Source organism: Streptococcus sp. SP8 (assembly GCF_030440045.1).
Lineage (GTDB): Bacteria > Bacillota > Bacilli > Lactobacillales > Streptococcaceae > Streptococcus > Streptococcus parasanguinis_I.
On sequence record NZ_JAQFJL010000001.1, the window covers coordinates 112,904 to 138,746 of the forward strand.

At 36.1% G+C, this 25,843-nt stretch carries 22 protein-coding genes; 4 read left to right on the top strand and 18 right to left on the bottom strand.

Annotated elements, in window-relative coordinates:
* The first annotated feature begins 120 nt into the window (after positions 1–120).
* A complete protein-coding gene (locus PCY11_RS00530) occupies positions 121–990 on the top strand; it encodes a hypothetical protein (RefSeq protein WP_301362308.1) in 870 nt (289 codons plus the stop codon).
* Positions 991–1,018: 28 nt separating this feature from the next.
* Here the strand turns inward: PCY11_RS00530 and PCY11_RS00535 are convergent, their stop codons facing one another.
* The 4 genes from PCY11_RS00535 to PCY11_RS00550 form a co-directional block, all read right to left on the bottom strand.
* Complete coding sequence (locus PCY11_RS00535; protein ID WP_070845518.1) at positions 1,019–1,699, bottom strand: hypothetical protein; 681 nt, start codon at positions 1,697–1,699, stop codon at positions 1,019–1,021.
* Positions 1,680–2,192, bottom strand: coding sequence for a Panacea domain-containing protein (locus tag PCY11_RS00540; protein ID WP_070845517.1), 513 nt, complete (start codon positions 2,190–2,192; stop codon positions 1,680–1,682). The genes PCY11_RS00535 and PCY11_RS00540 overlap by 20 nt, the downstream gene beginning before the upstream one ends.
* Before the next feature lie 288 nt (positions 2,193–2,480).
* Positions 2,481–4,274 (bottom strand): DNA/RNA non-specific endonuclease, encoded by a 1,794-nt coding sequence (locus tag PCY11_RS00545; RefSeq protein WP_070845516.1) that lies wholly within the window; start codon positions 4,272–4,274, stop codon positions 2,481–2,483.
* A gap of 870 nt (positions 4,275–5,144) precedes the next feature.
* Positions 5,145–6,335, bottom strand: coding sequence for an Abi family protein (locus PCY11_RS00550; RefSeq protein ID WP_070845515.1), 1,191 nt, complete (start codon positions 6,333–6,335; stop codon positions 5,145–5,147).
* 389 nt (positions 6,336–6,724) lie between these two features.
* On the opposite strand from PCY11_RS00550, the gene PCY11_RS00555 reads away from it, so the two are divergent.
* Positions 6,725–7,045 (top strand): S24 family peptidase, encoded by a 321-nt coding sequence (locus tag PCY11_RS00555; protein WP_367400480.1) that lies wholly within the window; start codon positions 6,725–6,727, stop codon positions 7,043–7,045.
* Positions 7,046–7,149: 104 nt separating this feature from the next.
* On the opposite strand, the gene PCY11_RS00560 is transcribed toward PCY11_RS00555, so the two are convergent.
* From PCY11_RS00560 to PCY11_RS00570, 3 genes are all read right to left on the bottom strand, one after another.
* Positions 7,150–9,888: a DEAD/DEAH box helicase family protein gene (locus PCY11_RS00560; RefSeq protein ID WP_070845514.1), complete on the bottom strand. Its 2,739-nt coding sequence runs from the start codon at positions 9,886–9,888 to the stop codon at positions 7,150–7,152.
* 2 nt (positions 9,889–9,890) lie between these two features.
* Entirely contained in the window at positions 9,891–11,825 is a 1,935-nt protein-coding gene (locus PCY11_RS00565; protein ID WP_070845513.1) for a site-specific DNA-methyltransferase, read from the bottom strand.
* Positions 11,826–12,091: 266 nt separating this feature from the next.
* Positions 12,092–12,475 carry a DUF6680 family protein gene (locus tag PCY11_RS00570; RefSeq protein ID WP_070845512.1) on the bottom strand — a complete coding sequence of 128 codons (384 nt, stop codon included), beginning with the start codon at positions 12,473–12,475 and terminating at the stop codon, positions 12,092–12,094.
* Positions 12,476–12,597: 122 nt separating this feature from the next.
* On the opposite strand from PCY11_RS00570, the gene PCY11_RS00575 reads away from it, so the two are divergent.
* Positions 12,598–13,458 (top strand): hypothetical protein, encoded by an 861-nt coding sequence (locus tag PCY11_RS00575; protein ID WP_301362309.1) that lies wholly within the window; start codon positions 12,598–12,600, stop codon positions 13,456–13,458.
* Positions 13,459–13,833: 375 nt separating this feature from the next.
* On the opposite strand, the gene PCY11_RS00580 is transcribed toward PCY11_RS00575, so the two are convergent.
* From PCY11_RS00580 to PCY11_RS00630, 11 genes are all read right to left on the bottom strand, one after another.
* On the bottom strand, positions 13,834–14,817 hold the full coding sequence (locus PCY11_RS00580; RefSeq protein ID WP_070846583.1) for an acetylxylan esterase: 984 nt from the start codon (positions 14,815–14,817) through the stop codon (positions 13,834–13,836).
* Positions 14,818–14,922: 105 nt separating this feature from the next.
* Positions 14,923–15,690 carry an alpha/beta hydrolase gene (locus PCY11_RS00585; protein ID WP_070846584.1) on the bottom strand — a complete coding sequence of 256 codons (768 nt, stop codon included), beginning with the start codon at positions 15,688–15,690 and terminating at the stop codon, positions 14,923–14,925.
* 66 nt (positions 15,691–15,756) lie between these two features.
* Positions 15,757–17,328, bottom strand: a complete 1,572-nt coding sequence (gene ffh, locus PCY11_RS00590; RefSeq protein ID WP_049522988.1) for a signal recognition particle protein — start codon at positions 17,326–17,328, stop codon at positions 15,757–15,759.
* A gap of 17 nt (positions 17,329–17,345) precedes the next feature.
* Positions 17,346–17,561, bottom strand: coding sequence for a hypothetical protein (locus PCY11_RS00595; protein ID WP_042766187.1), 216 nt, complete (start codon positions 17,559–17,561; stop codon positions 17,346–17,348).
* A gap of 2 nt (positions 17,562–17,563) precedes the next feature.
* Positions 17,564–17,896, bottom strand: coding sequence for a putative DNA-binding protein (locus tag PCY11_RS00600; protein ID WP_003001435.1), 333 nt, complete (start codon positions 17,894–17,896; stop codon positions 17,564–17,566).
* An 80-nt stretch (positions 17,897–17,976) separates the two neighbouring features.
* Positions 17,977–18,921, bottom strand: coding sequence for a 3-oxoacyl-[acyl-carrier-protein] synthase III C-terminal domain-containing protein (locus PCY11_RS00605; RefSeq protein WP_049522987.1), 945 nt, complete (start codon positions 18,919–18,921; stop codon positions 17,977–17,979).
* Between the two features lie 12 nt (positions 18,922–18,933).
* On the bottom strand, positions 18,934–20,199 hold the full coding sequence (locus tag PCY11_RS00610; protein WP_301362310.1) for a F390 synthetase-related protein: 1,266 nt from the start codon (positions 20,197–20,199) through the stop codon (positions 18,934–18,936).
* Complete coding sequence (locus tag PCY11_RS00615) at positions 20,165–20,992, bottom strand: MBL fold metallo-hydrolase (RefSeq protein WP_070846585.1); 828 nt, start codon at positions 20,990–20,992, stop codon at positions 20,165–20,167. Before PCY11_RS00615 ends, PCY11_RS00610 begins: the two co-directional genes overlap by 35 nt.
* Entirely contained in the window at positions 20,967–21,944 is a 978-nt protein-coding gene (locus tag PCY11_RS00620) for an NAD(P)-dependent oxidoreductase (RefSeq protein WP_031573276.1), read from the bottom strand. The genes PCY11_RS00615 and PCY11_RS00620 overlap by 26 nt, the downstream gene beginning before the upstream one ends.
* Positions 21,941–23,218: a glycosyltransferase gene (locus tag PCY11_RS00625; RefSeq protein ID WP_070846586.1), complete on the bottom strand. Its 1,278-nt coding sequence runs from the start codon at positions 23,216–23,218 to the stop codon at positions 21,941–21,943. Before PCY11_RS00625 ends, PCY11_RS00620 begins: the two co-directional genes overlap by 4 nt.
* 227 nt (positions 23,219–23,445) lie before the next feature.
* Positions 23,446–24,144: a GntR family transcriptional regulator gene (locus PCY11_RS00630; RefSeq protein ID WP_003007291.1), complete on the bottom strand. Its 699-nt coding sequence runs from the start codon at positions 24,142–24,144 to the stop codon at positions 23,446–23,448.
* 128 nt (positions 24,145–24,272) lie between these two features.
* Between PCY11_RS00630 and guaA the strand changes: the two genes are divergently transcribed.
* Positions 24,273–25,838 (top strand): glutamine-hydrolyzing GMP synthase, encoded by a 1,566-nt coding sequence (gene guaA / locus PCY11_RS00635; protein ID WP_003012033.1) that lies wholly within the window; start codon positions 24,273–24,275, stop codon positions 25,836–25,838.
* The last annotated feature ends 5 nt before the right edge of the window (positions 25,839–25,843 follow it).

The window sequence follows — 25,843 nt, forward strand, 5'->3', positions numbered from 1 at the left end:
ACTTCCTCATTTAATTGAAATTGCACTTCAATTATATCATTAATTAATAATATTTAATTAGAAGTAACATTCAAATTTGTGTTAAAATAGTGCTATAAATATGAAATAGAGGTTATTGCGATGGAAAATCCTTGGATAGATACTACTTCGGAAATATATAATGGTGAAAAGATAATCGTTGCTACTGCGGACCTGAAGTATATTAAAAAGCTATTAAATTCAAAAAAATATCCCCCAGTAGATAAAGTAGACGATGATGCTAATGAAGAAACAAAGAAAGAAGCCAAAGAAAAATACAAACTCCGACTAAATGTTTATCCTCAACATTTTGTTGGTGATATAGATAATGCAGAAATTATAATTTTAAGTTTAAACCCAGGATACAGCACAGAATATTATGATGCTTATAAAAACAGCACTAATAAAAACGGCACTAAATACGAACAAACCATAAAAGAAAATCTAGAAATGGAAAAACCATTCTTCCACGCATTTGAATTAGCAAATGAAAGTGATCTAGGATATTGGGGAAATAAAATGAAATGCTGGGTTGAAGACCATGATGAAAAAGATATTGAAAAAGATAAAGAAAAATATAACAAAAAAATTATTAAATCTTTAAAAAAGATAACTAAAAAAATTGCACTTGCTGAGTTCTTTCCCTACCATTCTATATCTTATAACGGTATGTATGACAAATTAGGTAAAGGCACTTCCCCAAATAGTAATAGAAAAATAAAAGATTACCTTCCTACGCAAAAATTCCTCTTTGAAAAAATTAAAAAAAGAATTGATGACAAAAATGATGAAGTGATAATAATTCTTACTCGCTCATTTGCAAAATGGTATGAAGCTATTGAAGGTTTACGAGATTATAAGCATTGTTATGAAGTTAATAACACTAGGAATTTTTCACTAAACCCAGCTCAGATATTTAAAGTACATAGAGACTCTGTAGAAGATAAATTAAAAAGCATAATTTTAAAATAATATAAAAAAAGAATCGACTGATTCTTTTTTAATTGATATTTTCAAGTGAGAACTCTCTATTATAATCTTTAACCTGTTCATATGTTCGATTCATAGCTTCTACACTGGTTAACAATCTGTTTTTACCAGTTATTTCATCTTTATCGCAAAGTTTGCTAGGAATAAACAAATGATAAGGATCGAGTAAAACTACTTCTAAATAATGTTTTAGTCTCTCTTTTTTATGTGACGAAGGTTTAATTGTATAAACACAAATTACTCTAAATCTTCCCTCATGAGGCGACAAAATATTGAAATTGTCCAAAATGGATGATTTTCTAAAATATGATTCATGAAAATCAACAAAAGTTTTGTCTAAAAAATTATAAAGGATATCTTTTATTCGTTTGCCTTGATCGTTATTTTTAATATTAATTTGAGTAGAGTTGTTTTGAATAATGGATGGCTCATTAATGATTTTTTTAAAACATAACATTGTTTTTGAATCACCACCCAATTCACTTTTCATATTTGAAAATTTTAAAGAAGGTAGATTAACAAATTTTTTTGAACATTTTTTAAAAACAACTTCTAATTTAATATCTTTAAAATCAATCTTGTTAGGTGGTGTGTATGATTCCGAATTAAATATTTTATCCTGGAATTTTATTTTCGGCTTGTTACCGAACACATCAACTGAAAACTGTTCATTACGCATATTTTTCAGCATATTCGTCAACAATTACTTGAGGATCCATTTTTATATGCATTTCACCCTCTTTTTCCTCAAACGGGACACGCCATGCATCATCCTCATGAGTTCTATCAACCAATGTAAAATCATCAACTTCATTAGTTTGTTGAATGATGCTGTCAATAAATTGAATCACGTTCCTTTTTTCTGAAGGGGTAAGTTTTTCGTTTAATTTATCTTCAGTCAACTCTACTGCTTCATAAAGGTCTTCACGGTAAGCTGTATAGACATCATCATCAACTGGTCCATACTTCCATGCTTCGAATTTAGGTTCAAATAAGAAATTAGTGTAATTAACAGATTCTAATTCCCCAAAGCTTTCTTCACCTGATAATTTTCCGTATGTTGCTCCATAAAAAGCAAATAGGAAATATAAAGTCTTTTGAATTTTAATTGGAGAGGCTTCGTTTAATTTATAAAACAAATGATTTACAAGGTCAGTCTTATCCTGAAAGATGTAATCAGACATTTTTCTAGTCTCCTTTTACTACAAAAAATGCAAGTAACACACATCTGTCACCTGCGTTTTTTCATATTATAGTTATATTATACACTGTTAAAAGGCTTTGTCAATGTTTTTCCCTTCAAAATGAAAGAAAAGTAATGTCTATCTTAATATCCGTTAAGTTCTGATAATATTTAAGACAATTAAATTTCAATATACATTTTCTTATATTTAAAAAATGTACAAGTGAACCGCCACTTCTTCTGCTATTACTTGAGTGAAACCAGCTCTTCAGCCAAAAGTTAGCAATTTTCATCTTTCATCAATAATTCCTGCCCAATAATCAAAATTCTCCTCAAGATAAAGTAACACATTAAATAGTTTTAAAAACTCTTCTTCTGAAATCTCGTCATCCCAACGTCCATGTCCAATCATGTGTCTATTTGGATAGTTAATAGTAAATCGTTGGGTATCTGCAAAAAAGTTATAACACCAATGCAAAAGGCCGTAGTCAAAAACCGTTTTTTCTCCTGGACTTATTTGCTTATTAATTTTTCTTATCGCCCTGTGTCCAACTGCTATCATCTTATCTGCATCACTAGATAATGGCTCTGCTAATCTATTAAGTGCTCCATCAATAGCTAATGAAGCAAGGGTGTAGGCTGCATAGTAGTTTTGTTCTGAATAACTCATTGCCATTGACTGGATTAGATGATAAGAAAAATACTGTGATTTCGCCAAATACTCTACGTTAGATGTATCTGCAATAATCTCTTTAAGATTATCTAACCACTCTACCTCAATTTCTTCAGTATCGTCTAACAAAAGCTGATTAACGACTGCTCTGTCTTGGAAGAAGATAACCCAGCCTTTATCAGCAAAACTTTCTACTTTAGCGATTATCCCTTTTCTCTCTTCTTCCGTGTATGGAGTAAGAGCATTTTTTACTACCTCAGATAAATTTAAAAGCTGTCTCCTTAATTCTATGCGGTAGTCTGTGGCAATACTTTGTTCTAAGATTTGTGACATTTTATTTAGACTCTTGAACAGTTCCTTATTCTGTTCTAAAAATCTCTTCGAACCCGATTGTTCTATCATACTATTTATTTTCTTTGGAAGTTGTGCAATTTCTTTATTTTTCAACAGGCTTGTAGCAGCTGCTATTCTTGATAGATTAGCTTGTTCTGCTACTTTAGGATAAGTTGCAATAGTTGATAGTGCGTCCTTTATAATATGTTTAGATAATTTTTTTATGGGGTCGGCAGGGCTCACATTTACTTCAGTTAAGGATGAATTGGCTTTTATTGAACCTGTTTTATAATTGATGTCTAAACCTTTCTGAGCATTTGGGATAAAGACATTAAATTCATTCATGATAACATCGTCTTCTTCTACTTCAAACGCTTCTTTATTTGGCGTTTTAGCTTCTAAAATAACACCTCTAGGAAGGTATTCAAATTCTTGCTCTGCCCCTTCTGAATTCTTTTTAAAGATAGGCGTAACTCTATATTCAACATCAATTCCTTTTTCTAATGTATTAAGTATAACATTCTCAAAATAGAACATACCACAAGCTTTTCCAGTTTTGTGCTTAGTATTAGCTCGATTGCACCAATTAGTGATCATAACGAAGTTTTCCCGTTTACGGTAATCAAATTCGTCACAATAAGCAATAATTGAATCTGCTATTAAATGTCCTCGATTAAAAATATCCTCACTTGAATACACTGAACAATCAATGTCTATTTGTTGTTTGCCATAGGCATTATCAGGTTTAGTGCTCCAGTCTAAATACTTCCCTTTTTTTTCCTTATGAGTCTCGGAAGATTCAGAATTATCTTTGTTTTTATTAAACCGTTTAGACAACAATACCTTTATTGTTTTAATTTCAATATTTTGTTTTTCGTCCAAAATAATTTTATGCTGACAAATACTAGGCCATTTATCATCATCAAACATCTTATTGTTATTCAGAATGTAGAATCCACCGTCATCATATGAAGAATTTTCTAGCAAATTCTTTAATTTAGGGTAGTCAAGGTAAGCTTGTTTAATATCTAATTCTGAAGGCTTTAACTCTACTGTATATTTATCACTACGGCTCATATGTTGTCCTCCTAAAAGTATAATTTTCCTTTTCTAAATTATAACACGGCTTTTACATGATTTAATCAGATAAATATAGAACTAAAATGTACATTATTCCATCTCACCACATCTACTTCATACCCACTAAAATGTACAATTGAATCTACTACATAATCACTTTAACTCACTACCTAAAATATACATTATTCACCCCTAAAATAATGTACAAAACAAAAATAAAGTACACTTTTTAAAGAATGTACTTTATGCTTCTAATTCAGTTGTATCAATTGTTTAGCTCATGTTAAGTCAATTGTACATAAACTTTTAGTTTTTTAAAGTTGTCGTCTATTCCTCAGAATTACTTGAAGAACAGGAAAAATTCGATAACAAAGTAGTCGATCTATTCAGTTATAAAACCTATGAAGGTCTTTCTGCTGGAACTGGCCACTCCTACTTTGGAGATGTAGATTATACTCTTACTTATTCAACTGAGAATATCCCTCATGGTTTCTCCTCATTTAGTGATAGCTTTCTTCTATACTAATAAACGAAAGCGAAAAAAGTGATTTTAGCATTATACTGTAGAAATAAATATTAACTATAGTAATGATTAACTTTCTAAAATATCTTCAATAAGCGGTTCTATCCTCTGGATAATAAATCAGAAATTCTGAACTGCATGTAAACTCTATAAAATTCAAGTTACTTCAGAAATCAACATCTTCAACAATTTTTTAAACTTACCTAAATATATAAAATAAGGAGGAAAGTTTGTCAACCTTCCCCCTTATGACCTTTTGAAAACCTCTTTCAAGGATTTCACGCCGTCGTGGCACTAAAATATAACTATATTATTCTATCATAACCAGCAACTTTTTGCAACACTTACTTGCCAATTCTATTAAAAAAATTTTTATTAATATCAAACTTCAATAGTAACATGTTTTTTAAGTAATATGATTGAATAGCTCGATCAATCCTTTTAAGAGAGAATCTATTAAAAGAATTTAAAATTTTTAAACTTTGATAAAACTTTAAAACTCTATTATTCCTTTTAGGAGTAAGTAACAAATCAGATATAAAAAGTCTATTGATTAGAATACTATTTCCCGTCCTATATCTGGTTATGAGACCAAAGTGTGCCAATTGGTTTCTCAACTCACGTAGTATTTCACAAGCGTTAACAAATTTCTCCCGACTCCCACTAATAGAGGAATCAAATCCCATCTCACTCATAATTTTATTTTGTATAGCAATGTCTAATCCTTGAAATAAAACCAACAAGTCATTTAACATTAGTGTATCAATAATAACCCAAAGCGGAGGATTTTTATAGCTAGAAATATATGGATATTTTATTTTACAGAAGTCAGAATAAGATAATTCAAAAAATCTTCCCTCTATGTTTTTAATTTGAATCGTCACATTCATAGAACCACTTAATGAAGAAATATAACTAGGAGTATTAGAAATTTTTATTGAAAATCTCCCTCGGTATTGATTTTTTTTAAGGTCATCAACTATTCCATCAAAATCACCTTCTAGGTTGTAATATCCGTTACGAGAGGGACTAATTTTACCTGTAAATATTACATCTTTAATCTTGGCAGAAATATTATGCTCTCTAAAAAAAGAATGCGTTTTTCTATTATTTCCATGAGTATAAAAATACTCTGTAAAAGAATTTCGATTGTGTGCTATCGGTAGCACATAACAATTGATATCTAAATAATTTAAGTTAGAAGCAATACCACTATTGCAATGAACTTTTGAAAATTCGTATGCAATTCTCGACTTCAGTTCAACCTCAATTTTTTCGATTTCTTGAAATAGGTACTTAGCTATATTTCTATCCAATGTGTATATTCTCTCAAAATCTTTAAAAGAGACTCTTTTCATATATTTTTTAGGGTTAGAGGTCTCCAAAAAAATAGTTTCAAAACCATTTATAGAATTAAAATAATTTTTCTGCTGAATAAAACTTTCCATCCCTGGCTCATCGGTAATCTTCAAGTTCCTGTCCCGTTGAATCAAAATCTGCTCTTCAATAGTCTTAAACTCTTTTTCTCTAGTCATATTTTATTATCCATCTGCAATATCTTTGATTATATTATACTTTTGAAAATATAAGTATCAAATATAAAAGCATTAATAGTTATTTTTCTTGTTTACTTTCAAAGTCATTTAACAATTTCAGTATACCACAAAAACGCAAAATAGGCTGTAACGAAAATGTTTTCCCGCTGTTATTACAGCCTTTCTTTTTCTGTAACTGTACCTCAGTTCCCTCAGTGAAGGGTACTCTAATTTTCCCATCCTCTTAAATGCTGATGTGGTCTAGAAGTTAATTCATCATAACTCCTTCAAATATATCTAAATCTAGTATCTGATACCTCTAATCACGTACCTCTCATCATAGATTTTATATATTCCAAATAATCGTAATCCACCTACTTGTCGTTACGATGCAAACCGCTATATATTATCAGCTACTTATCCTTTTTAAACGTTGGATAGAATTTGTTTATGTAGTAGGTGACTCAATGGAGCCTGATTTACCTGATGGCGATGTAGTATTGATTAAGCAATCAACAAATATCGAAGATGGACAAATTTATGCGGTTGAGTTAAATAATCAAACCTACGTTAAAAAGGTGTATCTCCATAAAACCTATCTACGACTTGTTTCAATAAATGAGAAGTATGATGATATTTATGCGCCTTATGAGGAAAATCCTCGAATTATTGGAAAGATAGTGGGTAACTTTACTCCTATTGAGGAGTAAAAAGAGAACGATTAAGAAGACTATATTGCCTTCTTAAATATAGTGTTAGGTATGTAAAAGTTAATGATAATATCAAAAAACGATTTCCATCAGGAAATCGTTTTTTAGAACAAGTTCATTCTAATATTACCACCAAATTTTGGCTTACTAAGAGCAATTTGTGCTAATTGATTAAGAGTTTGCTCACTATTTTCTTTGTTGTAAAATTTAAGCCCTTTGATAATAACATCATCTACTTCATCCTCGAAAATTAAATCGTCTTGATGTTCAGTGATGTAGGAAAGAAGTTCTTCTTTCCATTTATCTTTTTCTACTAATTGCTCGCCTTTAGGTTCAATAAAAATTTGAAGGTAATAGTCTGCGTTTTGAAGAAGTAAGATAAAGTCTGGTTGAAAACCTGAAAAATTGATTTCTCTTGGGTTTTCTTCGAATTGGTGCAGTTTTAAGTATTTAACTTTGTCTGTCCCTTTAAGCATATTTTCATCCATACGAATTAGAAAAACATCTCCATATTTTTCTCTTAGTTCATCAATATGGTTGGCAATAGCATTAACTAGGTTTTCTTCGTTCCTATTGATTATAGCTGATTGATAAGCAAAAAAGTCAAATTTTTCAAATGGAATGTTATATACCTTTTGTTCGATAAATGAAATACTTTGTTTGGCTGTATCATAGTTAGGTACTCGTTTACGATAATCGGCCAGATATTCTGAAATAGGATATCCAATAAAACGATTCGTTCCCCTCTCTTTTTGATATCCAGCTTTTATTTTAGAAGCGAGTACATTTAAAAAGTTGTCAACAATTTTTAGTTTCTCAATAGCTGAAAAATCTTCAACGATAGTTTCCTTCTCTGTCGTGACAGATAGTACAAGGTTCGACAAGTCTAGCCAATTTTCACCCCAAAAATCATCCATAGATTTAAGATTTGGAAGATATTTTCTCAGATTGTCAAATCGGTAAAAATTAGAACGATTAACTGCTTTTTTAAAGTATCTAATATCAATATCTCTTAATTGGGATATTTTTGATTCTACTTCTTCTGCTGCAAGGTAGGTTGTTTCATATGTTGATTTGAAATAAGGTACGTTAGCTATCTTCGATACATCAATTCCATAAGAACTTAAATTTACATAATGTTCATCCGAAATTTCCTCGGTTTCATTATAGTAAAGTTTACCTGTTTTATAGATTTGAGTTTTCTTGAATGATGACTTCAATTTAATTTCAATTGGAGGATTTTTTTCATCTTTTCCAGTAACAAGATTCATCTTATCAAGTGATGCCATTAAATTTTTGATGTATTGTGGCTCATTAAGAGTATGATAGTGCAATGTTTCCAATAGAAGACTTGCTATTTCATCGGATTCATCAAATCGTCTTTGGTATGAGATTTTTTGATTTAAAGGGAAAGGATTATATCGTGCTCCACGTCCAATCAGCTGAGCTTCTGAATTGGTTGATTTAGCATCTCTGTTATCATTTTTCTTACCCAAATTACTAATACGAACAATATCATATAGATTTAGGACATCCCAACCTTCTGTTAATTTTGCCACAGCAAAAACTACACGATACAGGTTGCTTGGTGACTCAAGCGAATTGAGCGCCTGATACTGTCCTGTTTCTAGCAATCCTTTTGCACCGCTATCTGAATCATTTGCATTTAAAATCCTAGTTGGTGCAAATCCACGCTTGATTTCTCGGACAACGGTTGAGAGATCATCATATTCAAGATAATACTGATAAGCCAGTTGTAGGGTATGACTTTGCTCTTCTGATATACTTCTCGATTGCGAAACAAGGAACTCACTTAAACTTTCCACTGTCAGATTTTCAATCATCTCATTGAATAAATTATTTGCTTCATAGGAAGCATCAATTTTATGTGATTTAAAAAGGATGACCGGTTTTATTTCAACACCAAATTTTTCTAGAGCGAATTTGCGACGATATTCACTCAGAAGAACGGTACTAAGCATGTTATCTTCATTGGAATTCCCTGTTTGAATGCGTCTTACATTTTTGGAATAGCGCTCTTTAATGTATGAATCCAATGTATAACGATAAACAATCTTATCTCGATATTTTTGATAAATAGTATCATCGTCAAAATCAAGTGTTGCTGTAAATTCTAGCAATAAGTTGTCATTATGTGCATCAAGAAGTTTCAATAGACTCATTTCCCATGAAGCTTTTTCTAATTCGATTTTTGTTTTCTTCTTAGTAGAAGCAGAATAATGATGAGCTTCATCAGCAAGAATAATCATTTTTGTTTTTTGATAATCGTTCAAAGACATGATATTTTCTGCTTGATTAAGTAATTCATTTTTTAATGTTTGAATTGAAACAAATTTGATGTTGATAGAATTTGAAAGTGGAAATTCTGGAAATCTTCCTGAAATCTGGTTAATAACGATATGTTCACCGTCAATTTCTAGGTTGGAATTGAAAAGAAACTTAGTAGATTGAGCATTTGTAAGGTTGTCAATTGTTTTACTCAGAACTCCATTTGTATTTACAGTGAACAGAAAGTTTTGATACCCTTTTTCTTTGTAGAGATAGAGTATTAAACCAGCCATCAAATCAGTCTTCCCAGATCCAGTTGCCATATTGAACATAAGCTGTCTTGGCTTTCGAAACTTGAAAGTATCTGATGTTTGAGTGTAGTGGAAATAGCGAATAGCTTCGCTCTGATAAGAGCGCGGTTCATGTTTGAGATTTTCTATAATATAGTCTGGTAATTCCCAACCATGTTGCTCGTTCAAAATATCCATGTCCAACTGTTTCAGCTCATCGAAGAGTTCAAACGTCAGCTCTCTCTTCTTTGTATTTTTAGCCATAATTACTCTCCGTAAAAACTCTTATTAAAATCATAATCTGATTGAGATAGTTGCGATTTAATAGTTGCATCATCGATTTCAGAATAGTTGTGGTAGAGCTGATTTTTATCAATAATCTTCACGAGAATTTTTTTCTGCATTTCAAATTCTTCATCCCAGATAGATTGATTGACTTCTTGTAAATCCACTCTGAAATCAAAATCAAGTGTGGATTTCATATCATCAAAGATAGTTTTCAATTCATCAGAATTTTTAGAGTTGAGGACAGCATCAATAAAGGTTGAGTTTTTGTTCATCAACTCAGCATAAATAAATGAACCCCCACCAGTCCAATTGACGTCTTTTGAGATACCACCTTGTTCGCCTGTAATCACCTTTTTCAAACGTTCAACAGAAATTGTCTTAATATAATCCATCTGTTCGATACCGATATATTGGCGGTTCATTTTGTGGGCGACAGCTGCAGTTGTGCCAGACCCCATAAAGAAATCAAGGACAAGATCGTTTTCAGAAGTTACTGCTCGAATAAAAAATGCTAACAGACTTTCTGGTTTAGAGTATGAAAAGTCAAAACCTAATTCATTCAAATGAGTTTTAGCATCCTCATTTGTGCCTACTCCAAATATTTTTGATAAATAGCGTTCATCAATAAATTTTTCTGGGGCAACATTGCCTGCTTCTGCTTTTTGATATCGAATAGAAAATTTATCTGTTTTAATAACAAAGTCCCCTCCTTTTGAAACTTCGTTATCTAGATAGTCTTGTCCCCATTTAAACTTACCTGTCAACCGAATGGCATTTTTATTTTTCCCATTTTCAATTATTAAATCGTCCTCAAGAAATACTGACGGTTTTTGCCCAGCACAATGATGTCCATCTGGAATATTAAATCGAATAACTCCTGCCTTGAAACTAAGTGTCCCAATAGGATTACTTGAATTTAATAATGGTGCGTCTCCATTTTCTGCATCCTTACCAATCCAACGAACACTTGGGTCTTTCTTCTTTTCATAAGCATGGATATATTCCACACCACTACGACTTTTTTTCCCAAGTGAGTCAGCGTTATCAGTATTCCGCCAAATAAAAGTTTCAACAAAATCATTCTTCGCAAAAACATTATCCATCAACACTTTTAAATAGGCTTGACCATCTTCTGCCATAGAAACAAGCAACACTCCACCGTCATCCAATAAATCTTTTGCAACTTCTAGTCTATTCTTCATAAACGTTAACCAAGTGGATAACTTAAAATTCGAATTATAAGGAAACGTATCGGCATCTTTTATTCCCTCAAAATAGTACGGTGGGTCGATATAAATCAACTTCACTTGTCCAGCAAAACGTTTTTTCAAACTATGGAGTGCTAACAGATTATTTCCTTTGATAATCAGATTATCCGTATCCTTGATTTCTGATACAGGTGAAGAGCCATTTTTTTCATATTTCTTAACATTTTTGAAAATCTTGTCATCAAGGAGGACATCAATCTCCTCTCGAGCAACTATCTCATTTAAAAAGGGTTCTTCAGCATCTTCCTTCGATACATCATCTTTACTCATCCCTGCCTTCAAGATAGTATCTTTGTATGGAAAATTTAGCACAACATCTGCCACTTCATCCAAATAACGATTATTCGTTGATAGTCCAATTTTGTTAATGTAACGTGTGTAAGAGTTTGACCAATATTCATCAACTTCAAGCATTTGAATTATATCGTTGATTTTCAAAATAATCGCACCAGCAATATTCTCAGTAAACGCTTCATTTAGAATTGGATTTGTTAAGATTTTTTCAACCAAGTCAGGTTTATAATTATCTATATCTGTTATAATTACATCTTTTTTCAACAAACCTTCAACGACATAGCGCTCATCAAAACTTTCCACCACTTCACGCAGGGCTTGTTGAATCTTTGTTTCTAATTTTTGGCTCATGCAAATACCTCACTTTCAATTGCAATGAAAAAAACTTGTTTTTGAGATTTGTAATAGATACGATTGATTATATAATCATTGTATACTATGTTCGTGTTTATTTCATGCATTTCCTTTGTTTTTTGATACATATATTATATCAAAATCCATAATTTTATTAAATTCTATATATTAAACAAATTTAGACTTTTGCTCTCAATTTTTAGTACATAGAGTTTTAAATAATAGTACTATCTCACATTTATCCATTAATTTAATAAAATAAATTAATTTTTATTTATCGAAAGAGTTTTTAAGATCATTTCATCATCCCAATTTGAAATATCAATTTTTACATTTTTATCTGTACACATAGATTTAATCAATCTTAGTAAATTTTTATCGTCCGCAATTGAGAGTAGATTATCGTAACACTTAATCACATCTTCATTATCAGAAAAAACAATTGGAATTTTTCCTAATGTTTTATTTAATTCTTCTACTTCTCCATAATAGTTATCCTTCAACATAAACCTATTACCAAAGAATTCGACAACAAAATCTCTCTTCATTTTCTTAACCAAGGTTTTACGTTGATAATACTCTGAAATAAAGACACCGATAAGCCCTGATGTGAGGACTGAAGTAATAATAGTATTGATAATATTCAATTTAAAACTTCCTTTCGCAGCTTAATAATTACATTATATCATTAATTAATGATATTTTATTAAAGTGGATATTCAAATTTGTGTTAAAATAGTGTTATAAATTTGAATTAGAGGTTATTGTGATGGAAAATCCTTGGATAGATACTACTTCGGAAATATATAATGGTGAGAAGATAATCGTTGCTACCGCGGACCTGAAATATATTAAAAAGCTATTAAATTCAAAAAAATATCCCCCAGTAGATAAAGTAGACGATGATGCTAATGAAGAAACAAAGAAAGCAGCCAAAGAAAAATACAAACTCCGACTAAATGTTTATCCTCAACATTTTGTTGGTGATATAGATAATGCAGAAATTATAATTTTAAGTTTAAACCCAGGATACAGCACAGAATATTATGATGCTTATAAAAACAGCACTAATAAAAACGGCACTAATTACGAACAAATCATAAAAGAAAATCTAGAAATGAAACAGCCATTCTTCCACGCATTTGAATTAGCAAATGAAAGTGATCTAGGATATTGGGGAAATAAAATGAAATGCTGGGTTGAGGACTATGATGAAAAAGATAATAAAACAATTATTGAATCTTTAAAAAAGATAACTGAAAATATTGCACTTGCTGAGTTCTTTCCCTACCATTCTATATCTTATAACGATATGTATGACAAATTAGGTAAAGGTACTTCTCCAAATAGTAATAGAAAAATAAAAGATTACCTTCCTACACAAAAATTCCTCTTTGAAAAAATAAAAAAAAGAATCGATGACAAAGATGATAGAGTGATAATAATTCTTACTCGTTCCTTTGCAAAATGGTACGAAGCAGTCCCTGAATTGAAAAATTACGAAAATTGTTTTGAAGTGAACAATCCTAACAATCCTTCTTTAAAACCAGAAAACATCTTAAAAGTGACAAGAGTATCGGTTGAATCAAAAATTAACACTTTATTAAATGAACTTAATAAAGAAGTTTAAACACAAGAACAGTAGCTATCAATAAAATAGCTACTTTATTTTTAAAAATGTACAATTGAACCACCACTTCTTCTGCTATTACTTGAGTAAAAAATGTACAAATCAATTTCTTCGATTAGAGGATATTATGTACTAGAAAACATACAAAAAACCACTCCAGAATAATGTACAAAACGAAAATAAAGTACACTTTTTAAAGAATGTACTTTATGCTTCTAATTCAGTTGTATCAATGGTTTAGCTCTTGTTAAGTCAATTGTACATATACTTTTAGTTTATATAGGACTGTTTTGTATCTCTATCTATAATAGATTCCTTTTAAACACAATAAAATCAGCAAATCTCATGGATCTACTGATTATTTTCTTCTCTAACTTATTTTTCTACATATCGAAATGGAATCTTGCTACCACAGAGCCAATTATAGACTCGGTCATTGACTTGAACATTCATAGCTTCGTGGGCATATTCTGGCATGATTAAATGCTCTTTTGGACATTCTAATCGATTATAAATGGCAAACTGCGTTTCAGGATAACAGACATCATCATCCAGCCCTGTAATCATGTGAACCTGTCCTTTGATGCGATGGGCAAAGTTTTTTACATCAATATAGGCCAATGTCTGCATTAAACGATCTTCGGTTTCGTGGAACGGATCATGGAACTTGAAATAACGGAAAAGCTCGTCATAGGCCTCACTGGTATTTCCGATCTCTAATACCCGTCTGAAATCCGATAAGAATGGATAAATGGCGACTGTTCGTTGGATTCGGGGATTTAATCCAGCAGCAATCAGGGCCAGGGCACCACCTTGAGAGGCTCCGTAGCTGGCAAGTTTGCTGTCATCTACTTGAGGAAGGTTGGCTACAATTTCAATTAACTGGTAAAGATCTAAGTAGACATCCTTATAAAAGAGCTCATCCGGACCTTCCACAGCTCCGCGGATAATCTGTCCTTTTACCGTATTTCCAAATGGCGAGCGATCTCCGTCGGTTGAATAGCCTGACTGCCCTCTCACATCCATAGACACAACACCATAGCCGGCTACTGTATAAGCTAACATATCAGCCCAATCCCAACAACGGCCCATATAGCCATGAAAATGGAAAATAACGGGAACCTTTTGATCCGTTTTAGGAAGGATCATTCTTGAATAAACAAGCCCATCTCGTGTTCCTTTAAAGGTTAATTCATAACAAATCACATTTGGAATGCTGAAATCTCGTTCTTCGAGCTTGTATTCTGGCAGTTCAGTAATCTTTGCTAGGGCTTGATTCCAAAAAGCATCAAAATCTGCGGGAACCTCATCCCGTCCCTTGTAATCTTTCATTGTTTCTAATAATTTGGGATCTTTCATAAAATCCTCCTTAAGCATGTGTAATCGCTACCAAAAATGTACCATATTTACCTAAGGATTGCAAGAGACAAATAAAAATTACATAACCGAAATTATGTAATTTAATTATAGATTCAAAAACAGACTTAATTGTTTTACTAGATCTGGATTAGTGGGTAAAGCTGAATGATGAGCCTTACGACCGTTTAAATTCACTTCTGTATAGGCTTGTTTCTCAAAAATAGATTGTGCTGCTTGTGCACTAGAAAGGGGGACGATCCCGTCTGATTTCCCAGCAAAGCTACCGACAAAGTTAAGGACCTCTACTTCTTTTTCTAAGCGATGCTTCCATTTTTGAAAATCGTCATACATTTCTTGATTGAATTGGTAAGGACTACCAATAATAGCGAGCTTGCTCACGGTCACCTTCTTTTTCTCTAAAAAGCCACTTTCCAATAAACCAGTCAAAACCAGTCCACCATTAGAGTGACCCACTGCCTTAAACTCAGTAAAATGATAGTGATCAAGAAGATAGGTTAAAGCAATTTTAAGGGATTCGATTTGCTGCTTGATATTGCTGTAGCCATCTCGATTATTCTCAAAGCCAATCACAATCATAGGGTTTGGCTCTTTTGTATTTAGTCTTCCTTCCATCTCTATAGAATCATCTTTATTGACCTTTATTTTTAAGAGACTTTGCTTTTTTCTAGAAAAGCGATGGAGCATACGAATTGTTCCATTGAAACGCTGAATACTGGCTGAACTCCCAGGTACAAAGATAATCGGTCTGATCGGTGGTTTCTTCGACCCTTTTGGGAATTCAAAGGGCTTGCTGTGCGAAGAAAAGAGTCTTCCAAAGAAACGAATGAGTTGTTGAAATAGTTTTTTTAACATGTTTCCTCTAGTACTAGTTTCTAAAAGAACCCAGAACAGTGTGTTCCAGGCCCTTGCTAGAAATGATTATTTCCGCTTTTTCTTATTCTTGCGCATTTGTTTGGCCATCTTGTTCATCGCCCGTTTCATCATGAATTCGCCGGCTTTTCCTTTGAGACCACCACCAAACATTTGGCTCATATCAGGCATTCCAGCGCCTCCGCCAAGAGCTGACAAGTCAGGCATGCCACCTTGTCCCATCATGCCTTCGAGGGCAGACATATCCGGCATTCCACCAGGCATGTTTTTCGGCATGTTATTTGGATTGAGGCCCATTTGTTTCATCATCTTGTTCATGTCGCCAGAGAGGACGCCTTGCATCATCTGCTTGGCTTGGTTAAAGTCTTTGATGAATTTGTTGACTTCGACAAAGCTGTTTCCTGATCCAGCAGCAATCCGACGACGACGGCTTGGATTTAATAAATCTGGATTTTCGCGTTCAGCTGGGGTCATGGATGATACGATCGCACGTTTGCGAGCAATTTCTCGTTCATCGACCTTGAGGTTCTTCATAGCTGGATTGTTGGCCATCCCTGGAAGCATTTTGAGCAGATCTTCCATTGGTCCCATGTTTTGAACTTGGTCTAATTGATCGATGAAGTCATTGAAATCGAAGGTATTTTCCCGCATCTTCTCAGCGAGTTCAAGAGAGCGTTTCTCATCGTATTCTTGAGAAGCCTTCTCGATCAGCGTCAGCATATCCCCCATACCGAGGATCCGACCAGACATGCGGTCTGGGTGGAAGGTTTCGATATCAGTGATTTTTTCACCAGTACCAGTGAACTTGATTGGCTTCCCAGTAATCTGACGGACAGAAAGGGCCGCACCACCACGGGTATCCCCATCGATCTTGGTCAAGATGACCCCAGTCACTTCGAGCTGTTCATTGAACTCACGCGCCACATTGGCCGCTTCTTGACCGATCATAGCATCGACAACCAAGAGGATTTCATTTGGTTCAGCAAGGGCTTTGACCTCACGCAACTCACCCATGAGTTTTTCATCGATTTGCAGACGACCAGCCGTATCGATCAAGACATAGTCATTGTGATTGGCTCTCGCCTGTTCCAAACCTTGACGAACGATCTCTACTGCAGGGACTTCTGTACCAAGTGAGAAGACAGGGACATTGATCTGTTGACCAAGGGTCTTCAACTGGTCGATGGCCGCTGGACGATAAATATCGGCCGCAATCATCAAAGGACGCGCTTTTTCTTCCTTGACTAATTTATTAGCTAATTTCCCAGCAAAAGTTGTTTTACCAGCCCCTTGAAGACCGACCATCATGATAATGGTTGGAATCTTTGGAGATTTGATAATTTCTGCTGTTTCTGAACCCAAAATCGCAGTCAATTCTTCATCGACAATCTTCACGATTTGTTGGGCAGGATTCAGGGTTTCAATGACCTCATGACCTACGGCCCGCTCGCGGACGCGTTTGATAAAGTCTTTTACAACAGGGAGGGCAACGTCGGCCTCTAAGAGGGCTAGACGAATTTCTTTGGTTGCCTCTTGGACATCCGCTTCAGAGATTTTCCCTTTCTTACGAAGATTTTTAAAGACGTTCTGTAAACGTTCGGTTAAACTTTCAAATGCCATTATTTTCTCCTATTTTTTCAATTCAGTGGAAATCGTCCGAAATGTTGCAAACATTCTAGTTCTTCGGGTGTGACTTCTTTCATGATTTCATTTGGATATCCCCAACAGCTAAAACCTATTTGCATAGCTTTGGAGATATCATTGGGCGAGATAATCTGTAGTCGAGTAGGAAATACTTCCTCTGCGACTAATAGTTTGCAAGGTATTCCTTGATAAATGACGAGACTGTCCATAATCACTCCCGATTATCAATGCTTGATAAAATTTCAACCTGCTCTTGTAGAAAAGTATCTTCCGGATAGCGTTCTAAAATCTGATCAAAAATCTGGCTGCGTACAATGTAATCGGAATACATATGGAGTTTCATTTCGTAATCTTCCAAAATTTTTTCTGTACGTTTAATATTGTCATAGACCGCTTGACGGCTCACTCCAAACTCTTCTGCAATCTCAGCCAAGCTGTAGTCATCTGCGTAATAGAGCTCGATGTAGTTCATCTGCTTGTCCGTCAAGAGCGCTGCATAAAACTCAAAGAGCGCATTCATTCGGTTGGTTTTCTCAATTTCCATACCTTTCATTATATCAAAAAAGCCCGCTAAAGACTAGCAGGACTTGATGCTTTTTGAGCTTGAAATAAGAGTATCTATCATTAGAGTTTCAGTGCCAACATATTGACCGTCATCCCTGCTGCAGTTCCCATTAAAAAGATGGTATCTCCTTCCTTCACATAGCCATGATCCAGTGCATAGGCTAGGCCGAAAGGCACGGCTACCGAAACCATATTACCATAATCACTGACAATATTGAGGTACTTGTCTTTGCTAACTCCCAATTTGTCCATGACGAGTGGCAAGGCACGGCTTGCTTGGTGAGGGATAATGTAGTCTACAGCATCTTTAGAAATGCCTGATTTCTCTTGGAATTCTTGGAACATTTCTGGAATAACACGGGCAGAAAGCAAAAGAATCTTCTTCCCTTTCATATCAAACATGAAATCAGTCTTGGTTGCTTCAGAGTACAATTTCGGATGATAAGCTGTCAAACCACCACGAATTTCAGTATCATGGGCTCCCTCAGACCAGGTACGTTGCATACTGGCAATGATTCCTTTATCTTCCTTTGTTGCTTCAAAAATAAAGGCTGTAGCTCCATCACTAAACAATTCAAAGCTTTCTTTTTGTTTGGGATTCAGCCCTAGGCTTCCTACTTCACTAGATACAATCAGCACCCGACGGTATTCACCACCTTCAATCAGATAAGAGACAGTGCTTAAAGCAGATACAAAACTGGTACAAGTGGTATTGATATCCATAGCAGGAATCGTCAGTCCCTTGGCCACGCGCTCATGGATAAGAGCTGCTGTACAAGGAATGGGCTGAACACCAACTGCACTAGCCGAAACCAGGCAGTCGATGTCTGACATTTCAAGTCCCGCATGGTTTAAAGCCGCTTCAATCGCACGCGCTGCAAGATCAATCTGTGTTTCTTCTCCTTCTTTCACACGGTAACGAGTCTGGTCTTTGAAAGTTACCGTATAAACTGGAAGCGCTGTTCCATAGCCTTTAATTTGCAAATGTCTTTTTACAGTAGTCATAGGATTCTCCTTTTATTGAAGTCGTTGAACACGTTTTAATTTACGTGTTGGGTCCCATTGGTAATCGATAAATTGAATACTTGGGAGGATGAATTGTTTTTGTTGAGCCAAGAGTTCAAATTGGGCAAAGATCGCTTTCTCAATAAAGTCGGAACGATGACTCAAGGCGATGGTAATAGATCCATCTGCCAGCTGAGTCACTTGATAGTCCTGAATATTTTCAACGAATAAAATGCACCGGCGAATAAAATCTGGATAGATGGTTTGGCTGTTCCCATCAACTTTTTTGAAATAGAAGATATCGTCCGATCGTCCTTCGATTTTCGCGATTTGAGTAAAAACGGATCCACAAGGACAGGGAGACTTTTCTTCTACTAAAATATCATTGAGTCGGTAGCGATAGATGGGTTGACTCGTTCGTTTAAAATCCGTAATAATCGGATAAAAGCGGCTATCGTCCAGATACTCTTTTTCGACATACAAAATATCTTCGTTGAGGTGAAGATTACCTTCTGAACAGGTACAAGCTAAAAATCCTTCTGTCGCTTGGTAGACCTGATCAACCTTGTCTAGTTGAAAAGCTTTGGCGATGGTCTGAGCATCTCGATCTTCTAGAATCTCTGCGACAGAAACAACCTTGACAGGTTGGATCGCAAGTTGCTGATTACTGACATAGTTGGCTAACTCAATCAAGGTTGAAGCTGGTGCGACCACAATGGTTGGTTGATAGTCTTTGAGACGCTCTAAATGCTCCTTGCTATCCTTGAAAATATCAAAATATTCCAAGCGAATCAGGCCTGAATTAATGGTTTGATAAAGTTCATTGTCCGCTCGTAAGAAAAAGGCAATGCGATGACCAAAGAGTTTTCCTTTCGGTAGCATCTTGGCTAGAATCGCTGCAGCCCACATACTTCTTTCTTTTTCTGTGGTGACAAAAACTCCTCGGTGGCCTGAAGTCCCAGAAGACAAGCCTACTGCTACTTCTCCATTCATCTCGGTAAAATCTCGCGTCTGTTCTCCGCGAATCGCCATTTCTAAAGCCTGATCTCGATCCACTCCCAGGGTATTGAGTTCATTGAAATGTGTCATCATGAAGGTTTTATCCATGGTTCCAAAGGATTCGGGAGAATGTGTCTGGAAATAGGGAGATTGAGAGGTGATAAATGCATGGTAGCGTGCCAATTTCTTTTTTTGGTACCTTTCTAAGGCTTCCCTTGAACGGAATCGATGGCACCATCTGGTTTCAATAAAGGTTTTCAGAAAGACTATTTTTTTCATTTAAAATCCTTTCAATCCGATCTTGCGGGTCGTGGCTGACCACAACTTGAATGCCATCGTGCAAGAGTGTTTCCAGCAAATCAGCTCCTTTTAAATAAGCCTTCTTATCATCCTGAACCAAGGAAGGAATGAGACGCATTTGCCGTGTGAAAGGCAAGAGGTCTACTCCCCAAGAAAGATCTGCTCCGATGAAGAGTTTGAGCTCATCCAGATAAAGACAACCTTGCCCTCTCGCATGCCCATCGATAGATGATACAAGAATGCTCCCATCATCAAAAAGATCCGTAGTCGGGCGATAGGGGAAAGCAGGATGCCTTTGATCTGCTTTGAGACAAGTCACCCGATCTTTGAAATCAGCTGGCAAAAACTCTTTAAAAATCAGATCTTTAAATTTCGGTTTTTGGTACACCTCATAGACTTCCTGACTGACAAAGAAATGAGCATTTGGAAAAAGGGCTGCTCCACCGAGATGATCCGGGTGCAAATGAGAAAGAATCACATAAGTAATTTCTGCTGGATCAATCCCACGCTCTCGCAATAAATAATCGATCTGGTCTTCCTTTTTCATCTGCATTGGTGTGGCTAGACGGTACCAGAAATATCGAGCTTTTTTCTTAATCTCGTAGTGATAGCCGGTATCGTACAAAATATAACCTTTTTCACGGTGATGAATCAAAAAGACACCTGCAGGAAATTGCATTTTTTCATTTGGAATCCCCTTAAATAAGAGTCCAGAATGACTACTGCAATAGCCTGCTGGGAAATAATCAATGTGCTTGATCATGTTGGACATAGTTGTCAATCCCTTCTTCAATGGTCATTTTTGGATAGTAGCCAAGTTCGGTTTGGGCCTTTTGAATATCGAGGGTTTGGCTATATCGAAGGAGATAATAGGTATAGCGAGTCAATGGAGGTTCAGCTTTCAGATGGAATAATCGATACACTCCTTCAAGGCTATAGGCCGCACCTGCTACTAGACCTGCTGGAATCTTCCGATAGCGAATCGGTTCTCCCAATCCTTTTAGTGTGGTTTCGATCAAATACTTAAAGGTCTTTGGTTCCCCATTTGTAATATTATAAACCTGCCCGTGTGCTTCTTTTGCTTCCAGAGCCAAGCGAATGGCTAGGGCAACATTTTCCACACAGGTCATATCCATGAGCTGCTCTCCTCCTCGAATCAAAGGAATTCCAATTTTTCGACTGAGGCGTAAGACACGAGGCAAAATACTGGTATCCCCCACACCAAATAATCCTCTAGGACGCAAGATGATACTTGGCACATCTGAATAGTCAGAAAAAAGTTTTTCAGACGCCAATTTACTTCGGATGTAATTGTTGAGGTGATTTTCTTTTGGAGCATCACTTTCCTTGATGTTTAATTGATCTTTTCCAGCTGCGTAAATACTAGGAGAAGAAACGTAAACCAAGCGTTTTACCGCATATTCACGACACAATTCAAGGACATTTTTAGTACCAACTACATTCGCCTGATAGAAGGCCTTCCAAGGTCCCCAGGCGGAAGATAAAGCTCCTGCATGAACAACAGCATCAACAGACTGAAAGGCTTGTCTTAATTCCTCAATAGAGCTCAAATCCCCTTTGATAAATTGGACGCGATCATTTTCCAGAGCTTTCCCATTTTTTTCGTTTCGGCCAAAAGCTACAATGGTATAATCGTGAGCCAACAACTCATCGATCACATATTTTCCAAGGAAGCCAGTCGCACCTGTTACAAGTATTTTCATAGTTTCCCATCCGTTCCACGTCTTAATAATCGTTGAATTTCAAACTCCAAGGTATCCAACGGCTTGTAGGTTTTTGAAAGTTTGTTTAGTCTTTCTAACTTTTCCCAAGATTCTTTTTCTAATAGGGCATTAAAACCTGCTTGAATCTCTTCGGTGCGATTGCGATGAGCTTGAAAGGCAATTCCTGCTTCTACTCCTCGAATCGCATAGTCAAATTGGTCATAATCATGTGGCAAGATCAAGGCTGGTTTTTTAAATTCGATACACTGATAAAAGATTCCAGCTCCTCCATGGTGAATGACATAGTCCATCTGCGGAATATATTCTTTGTAAGGCAGATAAGAGACGAGCGTCACATTTGGTGCTACATCTTCTTCAGAAAAGTCTTTTGCCCCATCTCCTAAGGTGACGAAAAAGTGACATTCTGGATGCTCTTTGGCCAACTGCTTGGTTTGTTCTAGCAAATTCTCCTTTGCCCAAGGCAACTGGGTTCCACATGTCACGAGTACCTTCGTCTTGTCCTCGTAAGAACTGATGTCTAAAGGATAATCTTCTGCTTTTTCAAGAGAAGTCCCCAAAGGGCCAAGCCACGCATATTGATGAGGGAAATGTGTCTTCAACTCTAGCTCCATCATACCAATTCCAAAGATGGCATAAGGAGAGTAGATGGTCTCCACTCCATTTTGATTGTACAACTTGAAATTGTAACGTTTTAAGCGTTTGCGTAAGAGGAAAGCCCCACAGTATTTTCCAATGCGCGTGAGTTTACGGCATAGTGCTTGGATCTTCTCTTCCTTCTTCGTGCGCGTGATTCCCATCCCTCCGAAGAAGCAAGGAGGACCATAAGGAGTTTCGATTGCAAATTGGGTTGCCATGGTGGTAATCCAAGGAATTTCCAACTCTTCTGCCACAAAGCCTGCTGATAGAGTGATAAAGTCAGCAATGACAATATCTGGACGGTTGACACGCCACTCCTCTAGCAATTGATCCGATACATGATTAATCAAATCAAGACTCCTAGACAATTGCCGATAAGCTGAAAAGAGATTGTATTTTTTATCGTTATTAGCCACACGTTCAAATTCTTCTACTTTGTCCTCTAGAATCGGAACGACCGTGAAGCCGAGACTTTCTGCGACGGCTTTTTTCTGAGGACCCGTGAAAATTCGGATTTCCATAGTTGGATCATCTAATAAGGGTTTAACGAGATTTAAAGTTGGGTACAGATGCCCACTCAAGGGAACAGCTACCACATCGATTTTAATTTTTTTCATTTTTTCCTGCCTTATATCTTTTTTTAGATCTAAAACTAGCTTCTATCTATTAATTCGTAAAAAAAATCAAAAATTGAAGAAAAAATAAAATATTTTTAAATCTTTTATTTTTGACCGTACTATCACTATTTAGAAAGAATGATTTCAACCTAAAAAAAGCTCCCAAATGCCAAAGAGAGTGAGCTCTCACACATTTGAAGAGTTTTCTATTTTTACGATTTGCGAGCTTAGTTATTTTCTAAATAAAATTCGAACCGCTCGCCGACATACTGACTTTTTACATACTCAAAAGCCGTCCCATCTTCAAAATAGGAAACCTGTGTCAGACCTAAAATAGCCTGCCCTTTTGAAATCTGTAAGTACTCCGCAATCTTATCCTTGGCCAATCGCGCATAGATGGTCTGGTGCGACTTCCCAATCTTATAGCCATGCCGCTCCAAGGTTTGGAAGAAATGGCTGGTAACCTCTTCACGATTGAAATTCTTAATAAATTTCTCTGGAATAGAGGCCACTTCATAAACAACAGGGATCCCATCAGCATACCGGACCCGTTCCATCCGAATGATGGTCTCTGTCTTATCGATGCCCAATTTATCCACTTCTTGGAGGCTAGGAATGGTTTTACGGTAAGAAATCACTTGGCTAGAAGGTTCCTTGCCTTGCGATTTCATAATTTCTGTAAAACTGGTTGTACCTCGCATTTTTTCTTGGACGCGCGTGCTGGTGATAAAGGTACCACTTCCTACACGTCTTTCAAGCACTCCTTCTTCAACCAGAAGGGTAATAGCCTGCCTAAGCGTCATCCGACTCACTTGAAATTTCTCAGCTAGATCGCGTTCGCTGGGAAGACGCTCCCCGATTTTCCATATTTTTTGATCAATCTCAGACTTAATCTGATCATGAATTTGAATGTAAGCTGGAATCATAACCTTGCTCTTTCTCTGTGTTATCTCTATTGTAGCGTAAAATTCCTAATTCTTCAATCAGAGATTGGTAAAGACAAGGCTTTTGTGTTAGAATAGAGGAAAGTAAATTTCTTTAAGAAGGGGATAAGATGACAAACCTATCAACTGATTTGCATGATGTTGAAAAAATCATCGTGCTTGACTACGGTAGCCAATACAATCAGCTTATTTCACGTCGGATTCGTGAAATTGGAGTCTTCTCAGAGTTGAAGAGCCACAAGATTTCTGCTGATGAAGTTCGTGCAATCAATCCAGTTGGGATCGTTCTTTCAGGTGGACCAAACTCTGTATACGAGGAAGGTTCTTTTGATATCGATCCTGAAATTTTTGAACTCGGTATTCCAATCCTTGGAATCTGTTACGGGATGCAATTGTTAACCCATAAATTGGGTGGGAAGGTCGTTCCTGCAGGTGATGCTGGTAACCGCGAATATGGTCAATCTGAACTGACTTTGACAGAATCTTCTGCTCTTTTTGCCGGCACACCAGACAAACAATTGGTCTTGATGAGCCACGGGGATGCTGTTACAGAAATTCCGGCTGACTTTATCCGCACTGGTACTTCTGCTGACTGTCCATTTGCATCGATTGAAAATCCAGACAAGAAAATCTACGGAATCCAATTCCACCCTGAGGTTCGTCACTCTGTTCACGGTTATGACATCTTGCGTAACTTTGCCTTGAACATCTGTGGGGCTAAAGGTGACTGGACCATGGACAACTTCATTGACATGCAGATCAAAAAAATCCGTGAAACCGTCGGAGACAAACGTGTCCTTCTTGGTCTTTCAGGTGGTGTTGACTCTTCCGTTGTTGGGGTTCTCCTTCAAAAAGCCATCGGCGATCAATTGATCTGTATCTTTGTAGACCACGGTCTTCTTCGTAAAGGCGAAGCTGATCAAGTGATGGATATGCTTGGTGGTAAGTTTGGTTTGAACATCGTTAAAGCAGATGCTGCAAAACGTTTCCTTGATAAGTTAGCTGGTGTATCTGATCCTGAGAAAAAACGGAAGATCATCGGTAACGAGTTTGTTTATGTCTTTGATGACGAAGCAAGTAAGCTCAAAGATGTGAAATTCTTGGCACAAGGAACTCTCTACACTGACGTGATCGAGTCTGGTACGGATACTGCTCAAACCATTAAGTCTCACCACAACGTTGGTGGACTTCCAGAAGATATGCAGTTTGAACTGATCGAGCCACTGAACACTCTTTATAAAGATGAAGTTCGTGCGCTTGGTACTGAGCTTGGTATGCCAGACCACATCGTATGGCGCCAACCATTCCCAGGTCCAGGTCTTGCGATCCGTGTTATGGGGGAAATCACTGAAGAAAAACTCGAAACTGTTCGTGAGTCAGACGCTATCCTTCGTGAAGAAATCGCTAAAGCTGGTCTTGACCGCGATATCTGGCAATACTTCACTGTTAACACTGGCGTTCGTTCAGTAGGTGTTATGGGAGACGGCCGTACTTACGACTACACTATCGCTATCCGCGCTATCACTTCGATTGATGGAATGACAGCTGACTTCGCTAAAATTCCTTGGGAAGTTCTCCAAAAAATCTCAGTCCGTATCGTTAACGAAGTTGACCACGTTAACCGCATCGTCTATGATATCACAAGTAAACCACCTGCAACTGTAGAGTGGGAATAAAAAAA